The sequence below is a fragment of the Pseudomonas sp. AC355 genome, from assembly GCF_979258205.1.
On sequence record NZ_OZ409843.1, the window covers coordinates 4,493,801 to 4,515,859 of the forward strand.

The 22,059-nt window shown below is 62.5% G+C and carries 24 protein-coding genes; 19 read left to right on the plus strand and 5 right to left on the minus strand.

The genetic code is table 11. The features are described 5' to 3' along the window. Positions 1–95 precede the first annotated feature (95 nt). On the minus strand, positions 96–1,709 hold the full coding sequence (locus tag ACZ0AI_RS20925; RefSeq protein WP_463563511.1) for a diguanylate cyclase: 1,614 nt from the start codon (positions 1,707–1,709) through the stop codon (positions 96–98). Positions 1,710–2,050: 341 nt separating this feature from the next. Here ACZ0AI_RS20925 and ACZ0AI_RS20930 point away from each other — a divergent pair, with 341 nt between their 5' ends. The 8 genes from ACZ0AI_RS20930 to ACZ0AI_RS20965 all read left to right on the plus strand — a co-directional run bounded on the left by ACZ0AI_RS20930 (position 2,051) and on the right by ACZ0AI_RS20965 (position 8,449). Further along, complete coding sequence (locus tag ACZ0AI_RS20930; RefSeq protein WP_463563512.1) at positions 2,051–3,118, plus strand: DUF2333 family protein; 1,068 nt, start codon at positions 2,051–2,053, stop codon at positions 3,116–3,118. A gap of 3 nt (positions 3,119–3,121) precedes the next feature. Beyond that, on the plus strand, positions 3,122–3,655 hold the full coding sequence (locus ACZ0AI_RS20935) for an NUDIX hydrolase (protein WP_463563513.1): 534 nt from the start codon (positions 3,122–3,124) through the stop codon (positions 3,653–3,655). A gap of 139 nt (positions 3,656–3,794) precedes the next feature. After that, a complete protein-coding gene (locus tag ACZ0AI_RS20940) occupies positions 3,795–4,166 on the plus strand; it encodes a translation initiation factor Sui1 (RefSeq protein ID WP_463563514.1) in 372 nt (123 codons plus the stop codon). A 135-nt stretch (positions 4,167–4,301) separates the two neighbouring features. Continuing rightward, the gene (gene speA / locus ACZ0AI_RS20945) at positions 4,302–6,215 is read left to right on the plus strand and encodes an arginine decarboxylase (RefSeq protein WP_463563515.1); all 1,914 of its coding nucleotides are present in this window, start codon (positions 4,302–4,304) and stop codon (positions 6,213–6,215) included. A gap of 221 nt (positions 6,216–6,436) precedes the next feature. After that, the gene (locus tag ACZ0AI_RS20950) at positions 6,437–6,856 is read left to right on the plus strand and encodes a DUF4174 domain-containing protein (protein WP_463563516.1); all 420 of its coding nucleotides are present in this window, start codon (positions 6,437–6,439) and stop codon (positions 6,854–6,856) included. A gap of 96 nt (positions 6,857–6,952) precedes the next feature. After that, positions 6,953–7,402 carry a GNAT family N-acetyltransferase gene (locus tag ACZ0AI_RS20955; RefSeq protein WP_463563517.1) on the plus strand — a complete coding sequence of 150 codons (450 nt, stop codon included), beginning with the start codon at positions 6,953–6,955 and terminating at the stop codon, positions 7,400–7,402. After that, positions 7,399–8,013: an FMN-dependent NADH-azoreductase gene (locus ACZ0AI_RS20960; RefSeq protein ID WP_463563518.1), complete on the plus strand. Its 615-nt coding sequence runs from the start codon at positions 7,399–7,401 to the stop codon at positions 8,011–8,013. Before ACZ0AI_RS20955 ends, ACZ0AI_RS20960 begins: the two co-directional genes overlap by 4 nt. A gap of 4 nt (positions 8,014–8,017) precedes the next feature. Beyond that, positions 8,018–8,449, plus strand: coding sequence for a carboxymuconolactone decarboxylase family protein (locus ACZ0AI_RS20965; RefSeq protein ID WP_463563519.1), 432 nt, complete (start codon positions 8,018–8,020; stop codon positions 8,447–8,449). Positions 8,450–8,640: 191 nt separating this feature from the next. Here the strand turns inward: ACZ0AI_RS20965 and ACZ0AI_RS20970 are convergent, their stop codons facing one another. Then, positions 8,641–9,351, minus strand: coding sequence for an NUDIX domain-containing protein (locus ACZ0AI_RS20970; RefSeq protein ID WP_463563520.1), 711 nt, complete (start codon positions 9,349–9,351; stop codon positions 8,641–8,643). Then, entirely contained in the window at positions 9,348–9,929 is a 582-nt protein-coding gene (locus ACZ0AI_RS20975; RefSeq protein ID WP_463563521.1) for an adenylyltransferase/cytidyltransferase family protein, read from the minus strand. Before ACZ0AI_RS20975 ends, ACZ0AI_RS20970 begins: the two co-directional genes overlap by 4 nt. A gap of 99 nt (positions 9,930–10,028) precedes the next feature. Between ACZ0AI_RS20975 and ACZ0AI_RS20980 the strand changes: the two genes are divergently transcribed. The 3 genes from ACZ0AI_RS20980 to nadE are packed head-to-tail and all read left to right on the plus strand — an operon-like array spanning position 10,029 to position 12,724. Next, positions 10,029–10,682 carry an isochorismatase family protein gene (locus ACZ0AI_RS20980; RefSeq protein ID WP_463563522.1) on the plus strand — a complete coding sequence of 218 codons (654 nt, stop codon included), beginning with the start codon at positions 10,029–10,031 and terminating at the stop codon, positions 10,680–10,682. After that, positions 10,675–11,880, plus strand: coding sequence for a nicotinate phosphoribosyltransferase (pncB, locus tag ACZ0AI_RS20985; protein ID WP_463563523.1), 1,206 nt, complete (start codon positions 10,675–10,677; stop codon positions 11,878–11,880). Before ACZ0AI_RS20980 ends, pncB begins: the two co-directional genes overlap by 8 nt. A 16-nt stretch (positions 11,881–11,896) precedes the next feature. Continuing rightward, positions 11,897–12,724 carry an ammonia-dependent NAD(+) synthetase gene (nadE, locus tag ACZ0AI_RS20990; protein WP_463563524.1) on the plus strand — a complete coding sequence of 276 codons (828 nt, stop codon included), beginning with the start codon at positions 11,897–11,899 and terminating at the stop codon, positions 12,722–12,724. A 58-nt stretch (positions 12,725–12,782) separates the two neighbouring features. Here nadE and ACZ0AI_RS20995 read toward each other — a convergent pair whose 3' ends face one another. Next, the gene (locus ACZ0AI_RS20995) at positions 12,783–13,547 is read right to left on the minus strand and encodes a TOBE domain-containing protein (RefSeq protein WP_463565989.1); all 765 of its coding nucleotides are present in this window, start codon (positions 13,545–13,547) and stop codon (positions 12,783–12,785) included. 57 nt (positions 13,548–13,604) lie between these two features. Continuing rightward, complete coding sequence (locus ACZ0AI_RS21000; protein WP_463563525.1) at positions 13,605–14,342, minus strand: double zinc ribbon domain-containing protein; 738 nt, start codon at positions 14,340–14,342, stop codon at positions 13,605–13,607. An 82-nt stretch (positions 14,343–14,424) separates the two neighbouring features. On the opposite strand from ACZ0AI_RS21000, the gene bioB reads away from it, so the two are divergent. The 8 genes from bioB to ACZ0AI_RS21040 all read left to right on the plus strand — a co-directional run bounded on the left by bioB (position 14,425) and on the right by ACZ0AI_RS21040 (position 22,001). After that, a complete protein-coding gene (gene bioB, locus ACZ0AI_RS21005) occupies positions 14,425–15,477 on the plus strand; it encodes a biotin synthase BioB (RefSeq protein ID WP_463563526.1) in 1,053 nt (350 codons plus the stop codon). A gap of 68 nt (positions 15,478–15,545) precedes the next feature. Beyond that, complete coding sequence (gene bioF / locus ACZ0AI_RS21010) at positions 15,546–16,724, plus strand: 8-amino-7-oxononanoate synthase (protein WP_463563527.1); 1,179 nt, start codon at positions 15,546–15,548, stop codon at positions 16,722–16,724. Beyond that, entirely contained in the window at positions 16,717–17,436 is a 720-nt protein-coding gene (locus ACZ0AI_RS21015; protein ID WP_463563528.1) for an alpha/beta fold hydrolase, read from the plus strand. The genes bioF and ACZ0AI_RS21015 overlap by 8 nt, the downstream gene beginning before the upstream one ends. Further along, a complete protein-coding gene (gene bioC, locus ACZ0AI_RS21020) occupies positions 17,420–18,211 on the plus strand; it encodes a malonyl-ACP O-methyltransferase BioC (protein WP_463563529.1) in 792 nt (263 codons plus the stop codon). Before ACZ0AI_RS21015 ends, bioC begins: the two co-directional genes overlap by 17 nt. Further along, complete coding sequence (bioD, locus tag ACZ0AI_RS21025; RefSeq protein ID WP_463563530.1) at positions 18,208–18,891, plus strand: dethiobiotin synthase; 684 nt, start codon at positions 18,208–18,210, stop codon at positions 18,889–18,891. Before bioC ends, bioD begins: the two co-directional genes overlap by 4 nt. Before the next feature lie 90 nt (positions 18,892–18,981). Next, positions 18,982–19,248 (plus strand): hypothetical protein, encoded by a 267-nt coding sequence (locus ACZ0AI_RS21030; RefSeq protein WP_463563531.1) that lies wholly within the window; start codon positions 18,982–18,984, stop codon positions 19,246–19,248. 44 nt (positions 19,249–19,292) lie between these two features. After that, positions 19,293–20,036 (plus strand): putative metalloprotease CJM1_0395 family protein, encoded by a 744-nt coding sequence (locus ACZ0AI_RS21035; protein ID WP_463563532.1) that lies wholly within the window; start codon positions 19,293–19,295, stop codon positions 20,034–20,036. 159 nt (positions 20,037–20,195) lie between these two features. Next, complete coding sequence (locus ACZ0AI_RS21040; protein ID WP_463563533.1) at positions 20,196–22,001, plus strand: phenylacyl-CoA dehydrogenase; 1,806 nt, start codon at positions 20,196–20,198, stop codon at positions 21,999–22,001. Positions 22,002–22,059: the final 58 nt, after the last annotated feature.

Below are 22,059 nucleotides of genomic sequence, written 5' to 3' on the forward strand. Positions count from 1 at the left end.
GGGCGGCGGTGGTGATGATCCTGCAGGTGTGATCGCGTCAGCCGTTAGCGCGCCATGTGGGGCGTCGAACTGACGTGCCTGATCCAGGCATCACCTCAGTCGTACACCTCGACGCGGTTACGGCCGCCATTCTTGGCGCGGTACAGCGCCTCATCGGCGCGCTGTGACAGGTTCTTGCTATCCAGATCGTCACGTAGTTCGGCGATACCGCAGCTGAAGGTACAACTGAGATCCTGAGGATGCGCGGGGTAATGGATTTCGGCGAAGCGCTTGCGCACTTCATCGATCACCTTGGCGGCGGTGCGTGCGTCGGTATTAGGCATCACCACGGCGAACTCTTCACCGCCATAGCGGCCGATGCAGTCGCTCTTGCGTAGCCGCTGCTTGAGGAACAGCGCCAGGCTCTTGATCACCCGGTCGCCCATGGGATGGCCGTAGTTATCGTTGACCTTCTTGAAAAAGTCGATATCGATCATGGCGAAGCTCAGCGGCTGCAAGTCGCGCTGGGCACGGAAGCGCTCATCTTCGAGCAACTGCAGTGTATGGGTGTGATTGAACAGGCCTGTGAGGCTGTCACGCACCATGCGCGCCCTGAGGTTGCGGGCACGATCGGCACGGTTGCGTACGGTGGCGATCAGATGCCGCGGTTTGATCGGTTTGGTGAGGAAGTCGTCGCCGCCTTCGCTCATGGCATCGAGCTGCTTGTCGAGGTCGTCTTCGGCAGACAGATAAATGATCGGTACGCTGACGTAGCGGTCGTTGTGGCGAATCACCTTGGCCAGCTCGGTACCGCTGCAGGCCGGCATGTACATGTCGAGGATGATCAGATCCGGCTGAAATTCGGCCAGTTCGGCCATGGCCTGAATCGGCTCGGTGAGGGTACGGGTGACGATGCCGGCACTGTTGAGCACTCGCTCGGTGTGGGTAGCCTGGGCGCGGGAGTCATCGATGACCAACACGCGGTACGGTTCGTACTGGGCGACGTGGGTGAGCACCTCGATGCGTTCCAGCAGGCTTGAGGCGTCCAGCGTACCGGTGAAGAATTCGCGTCCGCCAACGCGTACGGCAGCCAGACGGGTTGGTGTGTCGGTATCTTCATGACTGTAGAACAGCAGCGGAATCTTCTCTTGTAGCCCTTCCTGGACATCTTGCGCCAGGAGCAGGCCGTTGCCGCTGCCGGCAAAGTCGATTTCCATCAGAATCGCCGCTGGGTGGCGTTCGAGCATGGCGGCGCGGAAGGCATTGGCGGTGTCCAGCGGCCTGGCGTTCATGCCGAAGAACTCCAGTTGTTGGGCCAGGCGCTCGGCTCGCTCCAGGTGTTGCAAAGCGAGGTAAACCGGTTTGCGCAGCGGCGGCAAAGTGGTTTGCTCGAAGCGGTCGCCGTGGCGCAGGCCCGTGCGCGAGAGGCGCTGCATCAACTGATTGAGCTCGCTGATCACCTCACTGTTGAGTCGCCCACGATTGGCATCCACTGCGCTCAGGCAGGCGACGATGCGTTGCGCCAACTGGCGGTGCTCGACCTGCTCGAAACGCTCGGCATAGCGCTGCAGCAGTTGTGCCGCTTCATGCAGCTCCTGCATACCCGCATCGTTCCATTCGGCGTGCTGCAGGCGCTGCCAGACTTCCAGAACCTGGCGAGCCTGGTGGATGACGCGCTGGGCGAAGTGCTGCTTGAGCCGGTCGCGGCTGGGATCTTCGTGCTCGGTCATGGGCCTTTAATCTGCGTGGGGCGGCGAATCGCTACCGAGTGGTGGCGTCATGCTATCACCGGGTGATTATTTTGCCATTCCTTTGGCATTAATGCTGTGAATCGCCCCGCACGATGGGTCATGTTGAACAAACAGCTTTATGCCGACCTACTGGTGTGGTGATGGTTCCTGCGCGTTGTCACGTCGTGAACAGGTTGCGACGCTGCGCAGCGCAACAGCCTTCCCTTATAGTGAACAGCGTAGGCTTGCTAGGGAGCTCGTTGGGTCGCAAGTATTAGCGCAACCCTCCTTTCGGCCTGTGGTCGAAGCTCTGATATGTTGCAGATCAAAGGATAATCGCCATGCTTGATTGGAAGAACCGCACCTCCGGTACGCACAGTGCCAACGATGGCGCTACCGCTGGATCACGCCGCCGTGTCGGTGGTCGACTAGGCGGGATCATTGCCGTCCTGCTGGGTGTTTACCTGCTAGTGACGCTGGTCGTCGGCTGGTACTGGAGCCAGGAACCGGACATGTTCCCGGTGCAGCAACGCGTGCAGGCTGCAGCCGAAAGCAGTCAGCGTCAGGTGGTCAACGGTTATACCTCGGTGGAAACGCTCAAGCAGGTCGCCGAGACCCTGCTCGACAAGCCGGGCGGCTTCCTGTCCAACGACCTGGCGCCGCCGGGCCTGTGGCTCGACAACATGCCGAGCTGGGAGTACGGCGTGCTGGTGCAGGTACGTGACTTCTCCCGTGCGCTGCGCAAGGACTTCGCGCGCTCCCAGTCGCAGTCCACCGAAGATGGCGACCTGGCCCGCGCCGAGCCGCGCTTCAACTTCGATCATCGCAGCTGGGCACTGCCTGCCGCTGAGTCGGAATATCGCGACGGCATCAATTCTCTGGATCGCTACCTGGCTCGTCTGTCCGAGCCCGGTCAGGGGGGCGCGCGCTTCTACACCCGTGCCGATAACCTGAACAACTGGTTCGGTGATGTCGCCACTCGCCTCGGCTCGCTGTCGCAGCGGCTGTCGGCCAGCGTTGGCCAGGTGCGTCTGAACACCGAGATCACCGAGACCACCCAACTGGCGGATGGTCAGGTGCCCGAGGTGACCGAGCGCAGCTACGAAACGCCATGGCTGCAGATCGACAACGTGTTTTACGAGGCGCGCGGTCAGGCCTGGGCGCTGTCGCACCTGCTGCGTGCCATCGAGGTGGACTTCGCCGATGTGTTGGCGAAGAAGAACGCGACCGTCAGCGTGCGGCAGATCATCCGCGAACTGGAGGCGGCTCAGGCTACGCTGTGGAGCCCGATGGTGCTCAATGGCAGTGGTTACGGCATTCTCGCCAACCACTCGCTGGTGATGGCCAACTACATCTCGCGTGCCAACGCCGCGGTGATCGACCTGCGTCAGCTGCTGTCGCAGGGCTGAGCCATGGCAATTGCTGAAACTGAGGTGGCGCACCGCGCTGCCTCGGATGCCGAGCTGATCGCCTGGGTCGACGAGCATGATCAATTACTTGGCCAGCTCCCTCGCGCCGAACTGCGCACCCGCAGTCTGATCGGCCGCGGCACCTTCATCTTGCTGTTCAATTCTGCCGGTGAGCTGTGCGTGCATCGGCGCACCCTGAGCAAGGCGGTGTATCCCGGTTATTGGGATGTAGCGGCTGGCGGCATGGTCGCGTCCGGCGAGAGTTATGTGCAGTCGGCCGAGCGCGAGCTGGCGGAAGAGCTGGGCATCCGTGATGCCGTTCTGCGTGATCAAGGCCGATTCTTCTTCGAGCAGCCGGACAACCGCTTGTGGTGCGCAGTGTTCTCGGCGGTATCCGATGCGCCCTTGATACTGCAGCCTGAAGAGGTGCTGGAGGCCCGTTTCGTCACGGTGCAGGCCGCATTGCTCGATACGCAGAGCAAACCGTATTGCCCCGACTCGCTACAGGCCCTGCAGCACTATCTGGCCAATCGATAGCAAGGCGATGAGGGTTGCTCGCGCTACTGATCGGGCGCGGGTCGCCAATCCATCAGCCTGTGGCGCATTTCGGTTCTTAGCATGGGCCGGCTTTGTCGTTACACTGCGCCGCTTCGCCAATCCACTGAGGAAAAATGCGGTGGCCAATAAAACCTCTTCATTCGCTGGGCTCGGTGGCCTGGTGTATTCCACTGACGCCGGCCGGCATTGTCCGGATTGTGGGCAGCCAGTGGATGCCTGCATCTGCTCGCGCACGGCGATCCCTGAAGGCGATGGCATTGCTCGGGTACGCCGCGAGACCAAAGGCCGCGGTGGCAAAACGGTGACCACCATCAGTGGCGTGCCGTTGGCCGAAGAGCCGCTCAAGGAGCTGGCGTCTGTGCTGAAGAAGCGTTGTGGCTGCGGCGGTTCTCTGAAGGACGGGGTAATCGAAATACAGGGCGACCACGTGGAGCTGCTGCTCGCCGAACTGCTCAAGCGCGGCTTCAAGGCGAAGAAATCCGGCGGCTGATGGCCGCCGACAGGCAACTTTCTAAACTTACCGATGGCTCGGCCAGTCCACTGCCGAGCATTCGTCATTTCCAGGCTTTATGCTCGCTCGACTCTATTCGACAGCATTAGCTCATTTGCAACAAGGGAGACCTCAATGGCCGCACGACGTACACGCAAGGACGATGGGAGCCAATGGACGGTGGCCGACAGCCGCAGCGTCTATGGTATTCGCCATTGGGGCGCGGGTTATTTCTCCATCAATGAAGCCGGCCGTGTCGAGGTGCGCCCCAACGGGCCGGGCAGCACGCCCATCGACCTCCACGAGCAGGTCGAAGAGTTGCGGCAGAGCGGTTTGTCGCTGCCATTGCTGGTGCGTTTTCCGGACATTCTGCAGGATCGTGTGCGCAAGCTGACCGGCGCTTTCGACGCCAGCATCGCGCGCCTGGAATACAACAACCGCTACACCGCGCTGTATCCGATCAAGGTCAACCAGCAGGAAGCGGTGGTGGAAAACATCATCGCCACGCAGAACGTCTCTATCGGCCTTGAGGCCGGTTCCAAGCCGGAACTGCTGGCGGTACTGGCGTTGGCGCCGAAGGGCGGCACTATCGTTTGCAATGGATACAAGGATCGCGAGTTCATCCGCCTGGCGCTGATCGGCCAGAAGCTCGGCCACAACGTATTCATCGTCATCGAGAAGGAATCAGAAGTCGCCCTGGTGATCGAGGAGGCCGCCGAACTCAAGGTGGCGCCGCAGATCGGTCTGCGCGTGCGCCTGTCGTCCCTGGCATCCTCGAAGTGGGCTGATACCGGCGGTGAGAAGTCCAAGTTCGGTCTGTCTGCGGCGCAGCTGCTGTCGGTGGTCGAGCGCTTCCGCCAGGCCGGGCTGGATCAGGGCATCCGCCTGCTGCACTTCCACATGGGCTCGCAGATCGCCAATATCGCCGACTACCGCAAGGGCTTCCGTGAAGCCATCCGTTATTACGGCGAGCTGCGCGCGCTCGGCCTGCCGGTCGATCATATCGATGTCGGCGGCGGCCTGGGTGTGGACTACGACGGCACCCATTCGCGCAACGCCAGCTCCATCAACTACGACATGGAAGACTACGCCGACGCCGTGGTCGACATGCTCAAGGAGTTCTGCGACCGCCAGGAAATCCCCCATCCGCACATCTTCTCCGAGAGCGGCCGGGCAATGACTGCGCATCACGCGGTGCTGCTGGTGCAGGTGACCGATGTCGAGCGCCACAACGACGAGGTGCCGGAAATCGACCGCAGCGTCGAGCAGCCGGAAGTGCTGCAGGTGCTGATTGACCTGCTCGGCGACAGCGATCCGGAAATGGTCGCCGAAAGCTACTGGCGCGCCACTCACTACGTCAGTGAAGTGGCTGCGCAGTATTCCGCCGGCAAGCTCGACCTGCCGCAGAAGGCCCTCGCCGAGCAGTGCTACTTTTCCATCTGCCGCCGTCTGTACAACCAGTTGAAGGCGCGTCAGCGTTCGCACCGTCAGGTGCTCGACGAGCTCAACGACAAGTTGGCCGACAAGTATATTTGCAACTTCTCGGTATTCCAGAGCCTGCCTGACACCTGGGCGATCGGCCAGATCCTGCCGATCCTGCCGCTCAATCGCCTCGACGAAGAGCCGCTGCGCCGTGCCGTGTTGCAGGATCTGACCTGTGATTCGGATGGCAAGATCAACCAGTACGTGGACGAGCAGTCCATCGAAACCAGCCTGCCGGTGCACGAACTGCGCGACGGTGAAGATTACGTGCTGGGTATCTTCCTGGTCGGTGCTTATCAGGAAATTCTCGGTGACATGCACAACCTGTTCGGTGACACCGATTCGGTGAACATCTACCAGAACCAGGACGGCAGCGTTTACCACGCCGGTATCGAAACCCACGACACCATCGAGGACATGCTGCGCTACGTGCACCTGTCGCCCGAGGAACTGATGACTCATTATCGCGACAAGGTCGCCAGCGCCAAGATCAGTGTGCGTGAGCGTACCCAGTTCCTCGACGCCCTGCGTCTGGGCCTGACGCGCTCCTCGTACCTGTCGTACTGAGAACCGGCGATTTGCCGCGGCTCGCTTGCGAGTGGCGGCTGTTCTGCAAGCCGACGTGATGGTGACCAATCGCCGGCAAGCCGGCTCCTACGGGACCGTATAGGTTGCGAAACTGTAGGAGCTCGCTTGCGTGCGAGGCGATGGTAGCCGTTCTGCGCAAATGGTCACTGATCCCGCAGTCGGGCGCCTGTATTCCGATCACCTGTAAAGGAGGCATCGCGATGAAAGCCATTCTGGCTCTACTGCTGTCGGCACTCGCCATCACTGCTCACGCTGCCGACGATCCTCTCCAGGCCGAGCTCTGGAAAACCCGCCCGTTGATCCTGCTCGCCGACGATGCCAGCGATCCATTGCTCGTCCGGGTGCGAGAAGCCTTGGCGCAGCCTGCCAACCGTGAAGCTTTCGTCGAGCGCGACATGGTGCTCTACACCGTTGTGGGCAAGCAGGGGCAACGCAATGACCAGCCCCTGGATGCCATCGCCACCAAGCGCCTGCTGCTGGCGCTGAATGCCGGCAGTGAGCGGCCACAGATCATTCTGGTCGGCAAGGATGGTGGTAAGAAGATCCAGCAAGGCGCCGATGCGGACTTGCAGAAAATCTTCGCCACCATCGACCGAATGCCCATGCGCCAGGGCGAATGATCCTCTGATGGATCAATGATTTTTACCTGTCTTGGCTCTATGGGTAGGGCCAAGCCGCCTTTAAGGTAGCGTCCATCTGATGCAGAGGACGCCAGCATGTCTCAACCTGTCACCCTTCGTACTGTGCAAGGCAATGCCGAGTGCCTGGCCTGCTTTCCTGTCATGCGCGCACTTCGGCCGCACCTTGACGACGCCCATGCGTTTGCGTGTCAGGTGCAGCGTCAAGCTTCCCAGGGGTATCGCCTGCTCGCCGCTTGGCGAGGAGATCAGGTCGTTGCGCTGGCCGGCTATCGGCTGCAGGAAAACACCCTCTACGGACGTTTCGTCTATATCGATGACCTGATTGCACTGCCCGACGAGCAGCGTGGGGCCCTCGGCCAGTTGCTGATCGAGGCGGTGCGGGCGCACGCCATCAGTACGGGCCATGCCTACCTGGTTCTGGACACCGCGCTGGGCAATGCCCTGGCCCAGCGGTTCTATTACCGCCATGGCCTCCTGGCGCGCGGCATGCACTTCGTTCAACCGCTGTTAGAGGAGGTCGTATGAAACGTATTTTGCTGCTTGAGTGCAGCCCGCATCGGCAGAAGGCCAGCGGCAGCCAGGTGGCGCGGCAACTGATAGCGCGGCGCTGGCCAAGTGCTGACGTAATAGAGCGCGATCTGGCCGGTGAGCCGCTGCCACCGCTCAGTGCCGAATATGCATCGGCGCTGACCGGCTCCGCACCTTTCGATGATCCTGCCTTCGCCTGCTCCGAGGCCTTGATTGCCGAGCTGGAGGCCAGCGACTGCCTGATCATCGTCACCCCGATGCACAACTTCAGCGTGCCCGCAGCGCTAAAACTGTGGATCGATTACGTGCTGAGAATCCACCGCAGTTTCACCACTTCGGCGCAGGGCAAGGTCGGTTTGCTGCAGGATCGGCCCACTCTGGTGCTGGTGAGTGCCGGCGGCTTCTATCATGGTGAGCAGGCACGTCAGTCGGATTTTCTCACTGCTTACCTGCGCCATGTGCTGAGCACCCTGGGTATCACTCAGGTTGAGTTCATCCATCAGCAGGGCATGGCCCTGGGTGCCGAGTCGTTGCAGGCGGCCCTGACCGGGGTGCTGCCACAGTTGGAAAAATCAACAAATTTCTTCTCGAGCCCTCCACGGAGATAGCGCTATGACCACCCTGCGCCTGCCCTACAGCCAGCTTTCACCCGACGCCTACAAAGGCCTGCTGGCCACCAAGAACGCCCTGGCTGCCAGCAGTCTGGGGCTGCCGCTGATCGAGCTGGTGTACCTGCGAATTTCGCAGATCAACGGCTGCGCCTTCTGCCTGGAGATGCACGCCAAGGCGCTACGCCAGGGCGGAACGCCCGATGTGAAACTCGACAGCCTGGCCGGCTGGCGCATCAGTGGGCATTTCACTGATGCCGAGCAAGCGGCGTTGGCCTGGGCCGAATCGTTGGCCGACATTGCGCAGACTCACGCACCGGATGAGGTCTTCGAGCCGCTCAAGGCGCATTTCGATGATACGCAGATCAGTGACCTTACCTTCGCCATTTCGCTGATGAACGCCTTCAATCGGCTGGCGATTGGGATGCGGCAGTAGCCCGCAGACGCTAAAAGGCAGAAGCGGCCGGTCGCGATCTCGTGGGAGGGGCTTTAGCCGCGAGCTCTTTACGCCTAACTAGGCAAAATCGAGGCTAAAGCCTCTCCCACAAAATCCTCTGCTCACCGTCCGCTTTCGCCACCCTGCCGCCCTTCATATAAGCAGCATCCCAGCCGCTCCGAGCAGCAGTATCAAATACCTGTCCGATCCGCCAGCAGGCTGCGGTCGAACACGAACACGCCGTCGGCCTGTTCGGTCAGTTCCCAGAGCTGCTGGGGGCGGCCCATTTTCGGGAAGTTCTTTTCCCCGGTGTCGCGAATCCAGCCGGCCTCCTTCATGCGCTCCAGACGTTTGCGCAGCGAGGTGTTGTTGATCGTCGTACCCAGGCAGGCCTGGGCTGCATTCAGGGCGTCGAGCACGGTGAAGCGTGGCGGGGCCAGGTACAGGGGCAGGCTGGTGTATACCGATTTGCCCGCCAGGCGCTCCAGGCTGAGGCGCACCAGATCCCCGTGGTCGAAGGGCAGGGCGATGCGCCCGTCCAGCACCTCGTCCAGTGGCACGAAACGCAGGCCATCATCGGCCGTTTCAGTGTCCGGGGCCAGCAGCGCCAGGTAGTAGGTGCTCATCGACCAGCCGCGTGGATCACGGTTGGCGCTGCCCTCGGTACCGACCTGTTCCAGGTGCCGTGGTACAACCTGGGCCTTGTCGCGCAGTACGCGGTGGGCGGCGGCCTCCAGGTTCGCATCCCGGGTGCTGCCATTGACGATCACCCCCGGTAGCGCCCATTGCCCGATGAAGGGCTCACGCTCGCGGCGGTGCAACAACAGGTGCAACTGCCGGCTCTCGGCATCCATGCGCAAGGCGATCAGGTCGACACTCGCCAGTACTTCAGCAGAACTCACATCGCCCTCCTGTAAATTGTCATGTCGGCCTGGATTTCCGGCAGTTTCCAGGCCTCAGGGATCGTTTGCCCGGCAGCGATCATCGCGCGAATTGCGCTGCTGTGCACGGTCATCTCCTCATCTGCCACCAGCAGGCCGAATTGCTGGCGCAGGTCTGCTGCGCGGTAAAAGGTGGTCAGCCGATCGAGGTTGTCTTCGCCGATTACTAGCGCCAGGCGCTGCGGTGACTGGTGGTGCTCTTGAGCGATGTGGCTCATCAGGTCGTAGCTGTAGACCACCTTGCCGTCGGCACCCAACTGACGCTCCACGGCCGAGCACACCACGCGTTCGCCGAAGCGCTCCGCCAGCCGTTCGACCCAGGTGCAACGCATCTCGAAGTCCGCCATGCGCTTGGCATCGGCGTGCCGGTAGCTGGGCACTACCACCACTCGATCCGCCACTTCCAGCGTGCGCTGGATGACGCTGGCGTGACCGGCGTGGGGCGGATCGAAGGCACCGCCGTATACAGCCAGGGCGAAATGCTGCGGCGTTGGCTCGGCACCTGCGGCGGCGTAAGTCTGGAGTGATGACGACAGCATCGTGAATCTCCGCGTGGGTGGGTGTTGACAGATATAATACACCTGGTGGATTATGTGTCCACCCCGCAGCGATGCGGCTCCACCAGCAGGAGGTGTCAGATGAAGATCGCCACGTTCGATGTCGATGCGCAAAAGGGCTTCACCAGCCTGTGCCCCGATGAACTGCCTGTGACCGGCGGTCACGAGATCGCCGCGCCGCTCAACGACATGGCGCGTCGTGGCACCCTGCGCCTGGGCAGCAAGGACGCCCACGCCCCCAACTCCATCTGGGTGGTGGAAAGCCATGCCCAGATGCTCCAGCCGCTGAGCCATGCCAACGCCGACCTGACCTGGGTCAGCCACTGCGTACCGGGCACGCCTGGCTTCGAGCTGCTGGACGAGCTGCCGGCGCCGATCGACTACGACTTCTTCGTCTGGAAGGGCGTCGAGCCCGATCTGCACCCTTACGGCGCCTGCTTCCACGACCTGGCTGGCAAGCGCAGTACGGGCGTCATCGAATACCTCAAGGTCGCCGGTGTGGAGGCGGTGGTGGTCGGCGGCCTGGCCCTGGACTTCTGCGTGCAGAACACCGCATTGCAATTACGCGGCGCCGGCTTCCAGGTGTTGCTGTATCTTCCGGCTTGCCGGGCCATTTCCGAAGCCGGCGCAACGCAAGCCATCGACCAGATGCGCGCGCAGGGCATCACCATCTGCGCCGACAGCGGAGCGCTCGACAGCGAGCTGGCCCGCTTCGAGGAGAATGACCATGAGTGAGAGCGTATTCGCCCCCAGCATCATCCAGAATCTGCTGGATACCGACTTCTACAAGCTGACCATGATGCAGGCGGTGCTGCACAACTACCCCAACGCCGAAGTGGAGTGGGAGTTCCGTTGCCGTAGCAGCGAGGATCTGACGCCGTATCTGGCGGAAATCCGCTATCAGATCGAACAACTGGTCAACACCTCGATCACTCCGGATCAATTGGCTTATCTGGAGAAGATTCCCTTCATCAAGGCTGACTTCATTCGCTTCCTCAGCCTGTTCCGTTTCAACATGCGCTACGTGCACGTCGGCACCGACGCGGCCGGCCAGCTGGCGATCCGCGTGCGCGGGCCCTGGTTGCATGTGATCCTCTACGAGATCCCGTTGCTGGCCATCGTCTCGGAAGTTCGCAACCGCTACCGTTACCGCGAAGTGGTGATCGAGCAGGTGCGCGAGCGGCTTTACGAGAAGCTCGACTGGCTCAAGGGTGAGGCATCGGCCGCTGAGCTGGCAGACTTTCAACTGGCTGATTTCGGCACCCGTCGGCGCTTTTCCTACCGCGTGCAGGAAGAGGTGGTGCACATCCTCAAACGTGATTTCCCGGGCCGCTTCGTGGGTACCAGCAACGTGCACCTGGCCCGTGAATTCGACCTCAAGCCGATCGGCACCATGGCCCACGAATGGTTCATGGCGCACCAGCAACTCGGCCCGCGGCTGATCGATAGCCAGAAAGTGGCGCTGGAATGTTGGGTCAAGGAATACCGCGGTCTGCTCGGCATCGCCCTGACCGACACCATCGGTATGTCCAGCTTCCTAGAAGATTTCGATCTGTACTTCGCCAAGCTGTTCGATGGGCTGCGCCACGATTCCGGTGATCCGCTGCAATGGGCCGAAAAGGCCATCGCGCACTACGAAAAACTGGGTATCGATCCGCAGGGCAAGACGTTGATCTTCTCCGATGGTCTGACGCTGCCCAAGGCGCTGGAGCTGTATCGCGCGCTGCATGATCGTATCAATGTCAGCTTCGGCATCGGCACCAACCTGACCTGCGACATTCCCGGTGTGGAGCCGATGAACATCGTCATCAAGATGATCGACTGCAACGGCCAGCCGGTGGCGAAGATCTCCGATACACCCGGCAAGACCCAGTGCCGCGACCCGAACTTCGTGACCTATCTCAAACATGTTTTCCGCCTCGACGCGAACTGACCAAGGGAGAGACACCATGAGCAACCTACAAGCCGAAATCGCCACCGCCCTGGGCGTCATCGCCCCGTTCTCCTCGCCGGCCGATGTGGACGCCGAGATCGCCCGGCGTATCGCCTTCATCAAGGCTACCCTGGCCGCATCGCACACCAAGGTGCTGGTGCTGGGCATCAGTGGTGGGGTGGATTCTTCTACCGCCGGGCGCCTGGCACAGCTCACCGTCGAGCAGTTGCGCAGCGAAAAGCAGGATCAGGGCTACCGTTTCGTCGCCATCCGCCTGCCGCACAACGTCCAGCACGACGAAGCCGATGCCCAGGCCGCGTTGGCCTTCATCGCCGCGGACGAAGTGCTGACCATCGATATTGCGCCTGCAGTCGCTGGCCTGGCCGGGCAGATTCCCGAGCTGGGCGGGCTGGCCTCATCGCGTCGTGACTTCGTGCTCGGCAATACCAAGGCGCGCATGCGCATGCTGGCCCAGTACACCGTGGCCAACGCGCGCAACGGCCTGGTCATCGGTACCGACCATGCGGCGGAAGCGGTAATGGGCTTCTTCACCAAGTTCGGTGACGGCGCCTGCGACCTGGCGCCGTTGAGCGGTCTGGTCAAAGGCCAGGTACGGCAGATCGGCGAGCGTCTTGGCGCCCCGGCGGCGGTGTTCGCCAAGGTGCCGACTGCGGATCTGGAAGACGAACGCCCGGGCATTCCCGATGAGCAGGTGCACGGCGTCAGCTACGACGATATTGATGCATTCCTGCAGGGCAAGCCCGTCAGCGAATCGGCCTACCAGGCCATCGTGCAGACCTACGACAAGACTCAGCACAAGCGCGAGTTACCGCTGGTGCCTTGAGCTCAGGCCGGCAAACCAGCCCGCTGCCCTGTCAGCGGGCTTTTATGTGCGCCCGTTGTTAGGCCTGTGTGCCCAGCAACACATGGCTGGCGGCGAACTGCGCACGTACCAGGCTGCCCACCATCAACCCCTGTTTGGCTAACTGCTCGCTGGGAGCCAGGGCGCACAGCGTTTGCCCGTTAGGCAGAGCGATGCGTACTTCGCTGGGGCCATCCGTTTCGCTCAGAATCTGCTCGATGGTTCCTTGTAGTTCGTTGAGTTCTGCATCAGCGTTTTGGCTAGGTGGACTGAGCTGTAACCAGCCAGCCTTGATCAACACCATCAAAGGCGCGCCGGGCTGCAGCTGCAAATGCTGGGTACTGCTGCGGGTGATCTGTGCCTGGATCGGCGAGCCGCCGGGCAACTCGATAGTGATCAGGTCATTGCACCCTTGGGGCTGGATGTTGCGTACGCGCCCGCTCAATTGGTTACGCGCGCTGGTGCGCAGCATCAGGCGGCCGAGCACCTGCAGGTCGGCATCATGTTCGGCGGCGTTCAGCACGTCAGCCTGAATCGCCTGCAGGCGCTGGTGCAGGTGCAGCAAGCGCTCGCCGGCCGGAGTCAGCCGCGCGCCACCACCGCCTTTTCCGCCGACGCTGCGTGCCACCAAGGGCTGCTCGGCCAGGTTGTTCAATTCGTCGATGGCATCCCAGGCCGCTTTGTAGCTCATGCCTGCCGCCTTGGCTGCACGGGTGATCGAGCCTTGCTCGGCGATCTGTTCGAGCAGGGCGATACGTTGCGGGCGGCGGGTGACGTGCTGGGCGAGCAGGGAGAGGTTGGTCATTGGCTGGGCGGCGGAATTCACGACGGCCGCTCACTGTGCGTGACGCTCCAGCCTCCGTCAATGATCGCCCGGCGCAGGTGTACGGGCCAGGCAGTAGACGTCCACGCGCGTTGCCCCAGCTCTGATTAACAGGCGTGCCAGTTGCTGCGCGGTGGCGCCGGTAGTTAGCACGTCATCGACGAGCGCCACATGCCGTGCGGCGATCTGCGCATTGGGCTGGATCGCAAAGGCGCCGCGCAGGTTACGTCGGCGCGCTGCCGCATCGAGTTTCTGTTGCGCCGGGGTTTCGCCGATTCGCTGCAGCCAGTCGCTGTGCCGAGGAAGTTGTAGCGTTTTGCCGACCACCTCGGCGAGCATCTGCGCCTGATTGAAACCGCGCTGGCGCTGACGTTTGGGTGACAGCGGCACAGGCAGTAACAGGTCTGGTCGGGGCAGCCCTTCGTTAAAGGCATGGGTCAGGTGGCGAGCGAGCAAATCGCCAAGCAGGCGGCCCGTGGGCCAACGAGCCTGGTGTTTGAAACGATTGATTAGCGCATCGACAGGAAAGCCATAACGCCACGGTGCCTCGACCCTGCTGAACGCAGGTGGGCGTTTCAGGCAGTTGCCACAGCTCAGTCCGTCGACAGCCAGGGGCAGGGCGCATATCTGGCAGTGCGGGCCGAGCCAGGGGAGTTCGGCATCGCACTCTGCGCATAGCGGTAGGCAAGAGTCGACCGGGTCAGAGCAGAGCGAACAGGTTTGTTTTATTTTTAACCAGTTGTAAACCTTTAAAAATGCTGAAGGTTGACAGCGCATAAGGCTTCCTTAACTATGCCGCACATCCGTGTTGGGTCTGCTTGGACTGTAGCAGGCCGCCTGTAGATAAGGACTTGCCCCCATGAGCGCTAGTACCGCCGCCCTGCGTCACGATTGGAGCCTGAAAGAAGTTCGGGCGCTGTTCGAGCAGCCGTTCAATGACCTGCTGTTCCACGCCCAGACCGTGCACCGCGCGCATTTCGATGCCAACCGTGTGCAGGTCTCGACGCTGCTGTCGATCAAGACCGGGGCTTGTCCCGAAGACTGCAAATACTGTCCGCAGTCCGGTCATTACAACACCGGCCTGGACAAGCAGAAGCTGATGGAAGTGCAGAAGGTGCTGGAGGCCGCCGCCGAGGCCAAGGCTATCGGTTCGACCCGGTTCTGCATGGGCGCGGCCTGGAAGCACCCGTCCGCCAAGGACATGCCTTACGTGCTGAAGATGGTCGAAGGCGTGAAGGCCCTAGGCTTGGAAACCTGCATGACCCTGGGCAAGCTCGACAAGGAGCAGACCGCTGCCCTGGCCGAGGCAGGCCTCGACTACTACAACCACAACCTCGATACCTCGCCGGAGTTCTACGGTAGCATCATCACCACCCGCACCTACTCCGAGCGTCTGCAGACCCTGGCTTACGTGCGCGACTCGGGTATGAAGATCTGCTCCGGCGGCATCCTCGGCATGGGCGAGTCGCTGGATGACCGTGCCGGCCTGCTGATCCAGTTGGCCAACTTGCCGGAGCACCCGGAGTCTGTGCCGATCAACATGCTGGTCAAGGTCGAGGGCACGCCGCTGGCCAACGAAGAGGACGTCGATCCCTTCGACTTCATCCGCATGCTGGCGGTGGCGCGCATCATGATGCCGAAGTCCCATGTGCGCCTTTCCGCTGGGCGTGAGGCGATGAACGAGCAGATGCAGGCCCTGGCGTTCTTCGCAGGCGCCAACTCGATTTTCTACGGCGAAAAACTGCTGACCACTGCCAACCCTCAAGCCAGCAAGGACATGCAGCTGTTCGCACGCCTGGGCATTCAGCCCGAAGCGCGCGAGGAGCACGCCGACGAGGTGCACCAGGCCGCCATCGAGCAGGCGCTGGTTGAGCAGCGCGACTCGCGGCTGTTCTACGACGCCGCGGTCTGATAGTTGCCGCAGGTCTCGGGCCGGCAAAGACGTTGCCTGCCCGACGCCTGCCGCCCGGAGCTTTTCTGATGCCTTTCGATCTTGCCGCTCGCCTGGCCGAGCGTCGTGCCGCCGATCTCTATCGCCAGCGCCCCCTGCTGGGCAGCCCGCAAGGGCCACTGGTGGAGGTGGATGGTCGCCAGTTGCTGGCGTTCTGTTCCAACGATTATCTCGGCCTGGCCAACCATCCGTTGGTGGTCGAAGCCTGGCGTGCCGGTGCCCAGCGCTGGGGCGTCGGCGGCGGCGCCTCGCATCTGGTGATCGGCCACAGCACGCCGCACCATGAACTGGAAGAAGCCCTGGCCGATTTCACCGGGCGACCCCGTGCATTGCTGTTTTCCACCGGCTACATGGCCAACCTCGGTGCCGTCACGGCGCTGGTCGGCAAGGGTGACACGGTGCTCGAAGACCGCCTCAACCATGCCTCGTTGCTGGATGCGGGCCTGCTCAGCGGCGCGCGTTTCTCGCGCTACCTGCACAACGACCGCGGCAGCCTCGCCACGCGCCTGGACAAGGCCCAGGGCAATACTCTGGTGGTTTGCGACGGCGTCTTCAGCATGGATGGCGATATCGCGGATCTACCTGCGCTGTGCGCCGAGGCGCGTCGCAAGGATGCCTGGCTGATGGTCGATGACGCCCATGGCTTCGGCACCCTGGGCGCAACGGGCGGTGGTGTGGTCGAGCATTTCGGCCTCGGCATCAGCGACGTGCCGGTACTGGTCGGCACCCTTGGCAAGGCGTTCGGTACCGCTGGCGCCTTCGTCGCCGGCAGCGACGATCTGATCGATACGCTGGTGCAGTTCGCCCGGCCGTACATCTACACCACCAGCCAGCCGCCGGCGTTGGCTTGTGCCACCCTGAAGAGTCTCGAACTGCTGCGCAGCGAGCACTGGCGACGTGAGCACCTGGCCGCGCTGATCCGTCGATTTCGCGAAGGGGCGGGGGGCATCGGCCTGCAACTGATGGACAGCGACACGCCGATCCAGCCGATCCTGATCGGCGACAGTGGCCGCGCCGTCGCTTTGTCTCAGGCACTGCGCGAGCGCGGCATTCTAGTCACCGCGATTCGTCCGCCCACCGTGCCAGCAGGCAGCGCGCGGTTGCGGGTCACCCTGTCGGCTGCCCACGAACTTGCCCAGGTCGACCGGCTGCTGGAAGCGCTCGCCGATTGTTGGGCGCAGATGCCGGGAGAGCGCGGTGATGGCTGAAAGACTGATTCTGCTACCCGGCTGGGGGCTTGGCAGTGCGCCATTGCAGCCGCTTGTCGATGCACTCGGCTCGCAGTTGCAGGTCGATATCGAGCCGCTACCACCGCTCGGACATGGGCAACTGGAGCTGTGGCTCGACCTATTGGACGAGCGCCTGCCCCAGGGTGCCTGGCTGGGTGGCTGGTCACTGGGCGGCATGCTCGCCAGCCTGTTGGCTGCACGACGCGCTGCGGACTGCCCTGGCCTGCTGACACTGGCCAGCAATGCCACCTTCATTGCCCGCGAGGGGTGGCCGGCAGCGATGCCGACGGCTACCTTCGAGGCGTTTCACGAGTCGTATCGCCAGAACCCGAGCGCAACCCTCAAGCGCTTCTCCATGCTCTGCTGCCAGGGTGCTGCCGATGCGCGGGGGCTGTCCCGTACATTGCTGGCGCAAGCTGGCGGCGTCGACTCGCTGGCCGGGCTCGACCTACTTGCTAGCCTCGATACCCGACCCGCACTGCTGCAGTTCCAGGGGCCGCAACTTCACCTGTTCGGCACTGCCGATGCGTTGGTACCGGCGGCTGCCGCTGCTGCTGTTCAGGCATTGCAGCCTGCTGCCCAGGTGCTCAGTGTCGAGGGCGCGAGCCATGGGTTCGCTGTGGAGCAGGCCGAGCACGTAGCGGCCATGCTGCTCGGTTTCATGGAGGCGCAAGGTGAGCGAGCGGCCTGACAAGCGCCGGGTGGCGGAGTCTTTTTCCAGAGCCGCTGGCAGTTATGACAGCGTCGCCGAATTGCAGCGCGATGTGGGGCGCCGGTTGTTGTGGCGGCTGCCATTGTCCACGCAGCCGGGGCGATGGCTCGACCTTGGCTGTGGTACTGGCCACTTTAGCCGGGCGCTGGGCGAATGGTTCCCCCTCGCACAAGGTATCTCTCTGGACATCGCCGAAGGCATGCTGCAGCACGCCCGGCAGCAGGGCGGCGCGCAGTGTTACGTGGCCGGAGACGCCGAGCAGTTGCCACTGCGCGATCAGAGTTGTGATCTGATTTTCTCGAGCCTGGCCTTGCAGTGGTGCGCCGACTTCCAGGCTGTGCTCAGCGAGGCACGCAGGGTATTGCGACCAGGCGGTGTGCTGGCGTTCAGCAGCCTGTGTGTCGGCACCTTGCAGGAGCTGCGTGATAGTTGGCAGGCCGTTGACGGCTTCGTGCACGTCAACCGCTTCCGCCGCGTCGAAGACTATCAGGCGCTATGCGCCGCCAGCGGCTTGCAGGTACAGGCGTTGCAGCTTCAGGCGCACCGCCTCCACTACCCGGATCTGCGCAGCCTCACCCACGGCCTCAAGGCATTGGGCGCACACAATCTCAACGATGGTCGCCCGGCCGGGCTGACCGGGCGCGCTCGCTTGCGCGCGCTCGCCGATGCTTACGAACAGCTGCGCCAGCCCGAGGGGCTGCCCTGCACCTATCAGGTCATCTATGGCGTACTGCAAAAGGAGCAGCGCTCATGAGTGCAGCCTATTTCGTCACCGGCACCGATACCGAAGTCGGCAAGACCACCATTGCAGCCGGCCTGTTGCACGCGGCTCGCCGCGCCGGGCTGTCGACGGCTGCGGCCAAGCCGGTAGCCTCCGGCTGCCTGCTTACCGCAGAGGGGCTGCGCAACGACGATGCTTTGGCACTGCTTGCCCAATGCAGCCTGCCGCTGCGCTATGACGAGGTGAACCCCAATGCCTTCGCTCCGGCAATCGCGCCGCACCTGGCGGCGCGCGACGAAGGGGTGCAGCTCGAGGTGCCAGCGTTGAGCGCGGCGGTTCGGACGGTTCTGGGCAAGGGTGCCGACTTCACCCTGGTCGAAGGCGCAGGAGGTTGGCGTGTACCACTTACCGGCGCGGCCAATCTGTCGGATCTGGCTCGCGCGCTGGAGCTTCCGGTGATTCTGGTGGTAGGTGTGCGCCTGGGTTGCATCAACCATGCGGTACTGACCGCCGAGGCGATCCTGGGTGATGGCCTGCCGCTTGCTGGCTGGGTGGCCAATATCATCGATCCGCATATCGCACGGCTGCAGGACAACCTCGATACGCTGAGCGAGCGTCTGTCTGCACCCTGTATCGGCCAGGTGCCGCACTTGCAATCGGTGTCGCCGGAACAGGTGGCGCAGTACCTCGATTTATCGCGAATGATGCTATAAAGCCACCCCGTGCAGTATTTTTGGCTGTACATTTTTTAAGCGGCTTCTGCTTAAATACACGCCATGTAGTTGCTGCGGCAGGAGACGTCCATGCAGATTTCATCCACCAGTGCATTTACCTCTGGTATCAACACCATTCAGTCCGGGCAGCGCCGTGTCGAACAGGCCGCCGGCGAGATCGCCAGTGCTCCAGTGAATGCCGAGCGTGCCCAGGCCAACGAGCCGTCCGCCGCCCGTGCCGATATTGCCGACAACATGGTCGAGATGCGCGTGGGTCAATATGAAGCCCAGGCTGGTGCTCGTGTCGTGCAGACTGCGGACAAGGTGCTCGGCACCTTGATCGACGTCACCGCCTAATCGCAGCGCCTTTTTAGGCGCTCGACTCCAGGAGGGAGAACGACATGCAAGTTGCTGGTTTTTCCTCCTCTTACTATCCCTCCCTGCCGTTATCGGCTGCCGCACCTCGCCCTGTCGAATCCGCCAGTTCTCCTGAGTTGGCCCGCGCCGCTTTCGCGCCCGTGGCGCCTGGCGCTGAGCCTGAATCATCCAACGCTGCAACGGCGCAGGAAGAGCAGGACAAGCCGGAAGAGTCATCGACCACCACCGCGCCAGGCGAGCCTCGTACCCCTCAGGAAGAGCAGGAGTTGCAGCTCGTCATCTCCGAGCTTTCCAATCGTGATCGTGAAGTGCGTACCCACGAGCAGGCACATGCTGCAGTGGGCGGTGTGCATGCCGGGGCGCCCACCTATACCTACACCCGCGGGCCGGACGGCAAGCGCTACGCCTCCGGTGGCGAGGTAAGCATCGACGTTGGTGCGGTCGCCAATGATCCGCAGGCTACGCTGAGCAAGATGCAGATCGTGATACGGGCTGCATTGGCGCCAGCGGAGCCTTCGGCTCAGGATCGCAGCGTGGCCAGTCAGGCCCAGGCGCAAATGGCCGTGGCTCGCGCCGAACTCGCTGCCATGCAGCGTAGTGAGGTGGAGGAGTCGAAGGCGCCTGCCGACGAAGAGGCTAAGGAAAGCGACGACCCGTCAGTCACGGCGGACGCTCCAGCAAAGCCACCAGCGCCAGCTGGCATCAGCCTTTATGCCGCATCAGCGGCTGATCAAACGCCATCCGGGTTGCTCGATCTTCGCGCTTGAGTCAGCAGAGGCGGCCTTGACAGTGATTGAGCGTAAACGTATGTTTCAAACATGTGTTTGAGTCGCTGCACTGGCAGCCGACTCCATATATGGCCATCCTGCACACGACCGCCCATCGGTCATCCCAAACATAAGAGACCACCCGCAGAGGTACCCGCTATGCCTGAATACAAGGCCCCCTTGCGTGATATCCGTTTCGTTCGTGACGAACTGCTCGGCTATGAAGCGCACTACCAGAGCCTGCCCGGCTGCCAGGACGCCACGCCAGACATGGTCGATGCCATCCTCGAGGAAGGCGCCAAGTTCTGCGAGCAGGTGCTCTCTCCACTGAACCGCGTGGGCGATACCGAGGGCTGCACCTGGAGCGAGTCCGGTGTGAAAACGCCGACCGGTTTCAAGGAAGCCTACAAGCAGTTCGTCGAAGGTGGCTGGCCGAGCCTGGCGCATGACGTCGAGCACGGCGGCCAGGGCCTGCCTGAGTCGCTGGGCCTGGCTGTCAGCGAAATGGTCGGTACCGCCAACTGGTCGTGGGGCATGTACCCGGGCCTGTCCCATGGCGCGATGAACACCATCTCCGCTCACGGCACGCCCGAGCAGCAGCACACCTACCTGACCAAGCTGGTCTCCGGCGAATGGACGGGCACCATGTGCCTGACCGAAGCCCACTGCGGCACCGACCTGGGCATGTTGCGCACCCGTGCCGAACCTCAGGCGGACGGCTCCTACAAAATCTCCGGCACCAAGATCTTCATCTCGGCCGGTGAGCACGACATGGCCGATAACATCGTGCACATCGTGCTGGCTCGCCTGCCGGATGCACCGGCTGGTACCAAGGGTATCTCCCTGTTCATCGTGCCGAAGTTTTTGCCCAGCGCCGAAGGCGGCGTCGGTGAGCGCAACGCGGTGAACTGTGGCTCCCTCGAACACAAGATGGGCATTCACGGCAACGCCACCTGCGTGATGAACTTCGACGCGGCCACCGGCTTCCTGATCGGCCCGCCGAACAAGGGCCTGAACTGCATGTTCACCTTCATGAACACCGCCCGCCTGGGCACTGCTCTGCAAGGTTTGGCGCATGCCGAACTGGGCTTCCAGGGTGGCATCAAGTACGCCCGTGATCGCCTGCAAATGCGCTCGCTGACTGGCCCGAAAGCGCCGGAGAAAGCCGCCGATCCGATCATCGTGCACCCTGATGTTCGCCGCATGCTACTGACCATGAAAGCCTTCGCCGAGGGCAATCGGGCGATGGTTTACTTCACCGCCAAGCAGGTGGACATCCTCAAGTACGCCCAGGATGAAGAACAGAAAAAAGCAGCCGACGGCTTGATGGCCTTCCTGACCCCGATTGCCAAGGCGTTCATGACCGAAGTGGGCTTTGAATCCGCGTCCCACGGCATGCAGATCTACGGTGGTCACGGCTTCATCAGCGAGTGGGGCATGGAGCAGAATCTGCGCGACTGCCGTATCTCGATGATGTACGAAGGCACTACCGGCGTTCAGGCCCTCGATCTGCTCGGCCGCAAGGTACTGATGACTCAGGGCGAAGCGCTCAAAGGCTTCACCAAGATCGTCCACAAGTTCTGCCAGGCTAACGAAGGCAACGAAGCGGTCAAGGCATTCGTCGAGCCGCTGGCCAAGCTGAACAAGGAGTGGGGCGAGCTGACCATGAAGATTGGCATGGCCGCCATGAAGGATCGCGAGGAAGTCGGTGCTGCCTCGGTGGATTACCTGATGTACTCCGGTTACGTCTGCCTGGCTTACTTCTGGGCCGACATGGCGCGCGTGGCTGCCGAGAAGATCGCCTCGGGCGAGGGTGACCAGGCTTTCTACAAGGCCAAGCTGCAGACCGCGCAGTTCTACTACGCGCGCATCCTGCCGCGTACCCGCACTCACGTTGCGACCATGCTCTCCGGCGCAAGCAGCCTGATGGACATGAACGAGGAAGACTTCGCTCTGGGTTACTGATCGTCCATGCGTTGAAAGAGCCGCGGCCCATTGGGTCGCGGTTTTTTTATGGCTGCCT

Coding starts and splice junctions, on each gene's coding strand:
- ACZ0AI_RS20925 (WP_463563511.1), bottom strand. CDS start 1,709: ATGACCGAGCACGAAGATCCCAGCCGCGACCGGCTCAAGCAGCACTTC.
- ACZ0AI_RS20930 (WP_463563512.1), top strand. CDS start 2,051: ATGCTTGATTGGAAGAACCGCACCTCCGGTACGCACAGTGCCAACGAT.
- ACZ0AI_RS20935 (WP_463563513.1), top strand. CDS start 3,122: ATGGCAATTGCTGAAACTGAGGTGGCGCACCGCGCTGCCTCGGATGCC.
- speA (WP_463563515.1), top strand. CDS start 4,302: ATGGCCGCACGACGTACACGCAAGGACGATGGGAGCCAATGGACGGTG.
- ACZ0AI_RS20950 (WP_463563516.1), top strand. CDS start 6,437: ATGAAAGCCATTCTGGCTCTACTGCTGTCGGCACTCGCCATCACTGCT.
- ACZ0AI_RS20955 (WP_463563517.1), top strand. CDS start 6,953: ATGTCTCAACCTGTCACCCTTCGTACTGTGCAAGGCAATGCCGAGTGC.
- ACZ0AI_RS20960 (WP_463563518.1), top strand. CDS start 7,399: ATGAAACGTATTTTGCTGCTTGAGTGCAGCCCGCATCGGCAGAAGGCC.
- ACZ0AI_RS20965 (WP_463563519.1), top strand. CDS start 8,018: ATGACCACCCTGCGCCTGCCCTACAGCCAGCTTTCACCCGACGCCTAC.
- ACZ0AI_RS20975 (WP_463563521.1), bottom strand. CDS start 9,929: ATGCTGTCGTCATCACTCCAGACTTACGCCGCCGCAGGTGCCGAGCCA.
- ACZ0AI_RS20980 (WP_463563522.1), top strand. CDS start 10,029: ATGAAGATCGCCACGTTCGATGTCGATGCGCAAAAGGGCTTCACCAGC.
- pncB (WP_463563523.1), top strand. CDS start 10,675: ATGAGTGAGAGCGTATTCGCCCCCAGCATCATCCAGAATCTGCTGGAT.
- nadE (WP_463563524.1), top strand. CDS start 11,897: ATGAGCAACCTACAAGCCGAAATCGCCACCGCCCTGGGCGTCATCGCC.
- ACZ0AI_RS20995 (WP_463565989.1), bottom strand. CDS start 13,547: ATGACCAACCTCTCCCTGCTCGCCCAGCACGTCACCCGCCGCCCGCAA.
- ACZ0AI_RS21000 (WP_463563525.1), bottom strand. CDS start 14,342: ATGCGCTGTCAACCTTCAGCATTTTTAAAGGTTTACAACTGGTTAAAA.
- bioB (WP_463563526.1), top strand. CDS start 14,425: ATGAGCGCTAGTACCGCCGCCCTGCGTCACGATTGGAGCCTGAAAGAA.
- bioF (WP_463563527.1), top strand. CDS start 15,546: ATGCCTTTCGATCTTGCCGCTCGCCTGGCCGAGCGTCGTGCCGCCGAT.
- ACZ0AI_RS21015 (WP_463563528.1), top strand. CDS start 16,717: ATGGCTGAAAGACTGATTCTGCTACCCGGCTGGGGGCTTGGCAGTGCG.
- bioD (WP_463563530.1), top strand. CDS start 18,208: ATGAGTGCAGCCTATTTCGTCACCGGCACCGATACCGAAGTCGGCAAG.
- ACZ0AI_RS21030 (WP_463563531.1), top strand. CDS start 18,982: ATGCAGATTTCATCCACCAGTGCATTTACCTCTGGTATCAACACCATT.
- ACZ0AI_RS21035 (WP_463563532.1), top strand. CDS start 19,293: ATGCAAGTTGCTGGTTTTTCCTCCTCTTACTATCCCTCCCTGCCGTTA.
- ACZ0AI_RS21040 (WP_463563533.1), top strand. CDS start 20,196: ATGCCTGAATACAAGGCCCCCTTGCGTGATATCCGTTTCGTTCGTGAC.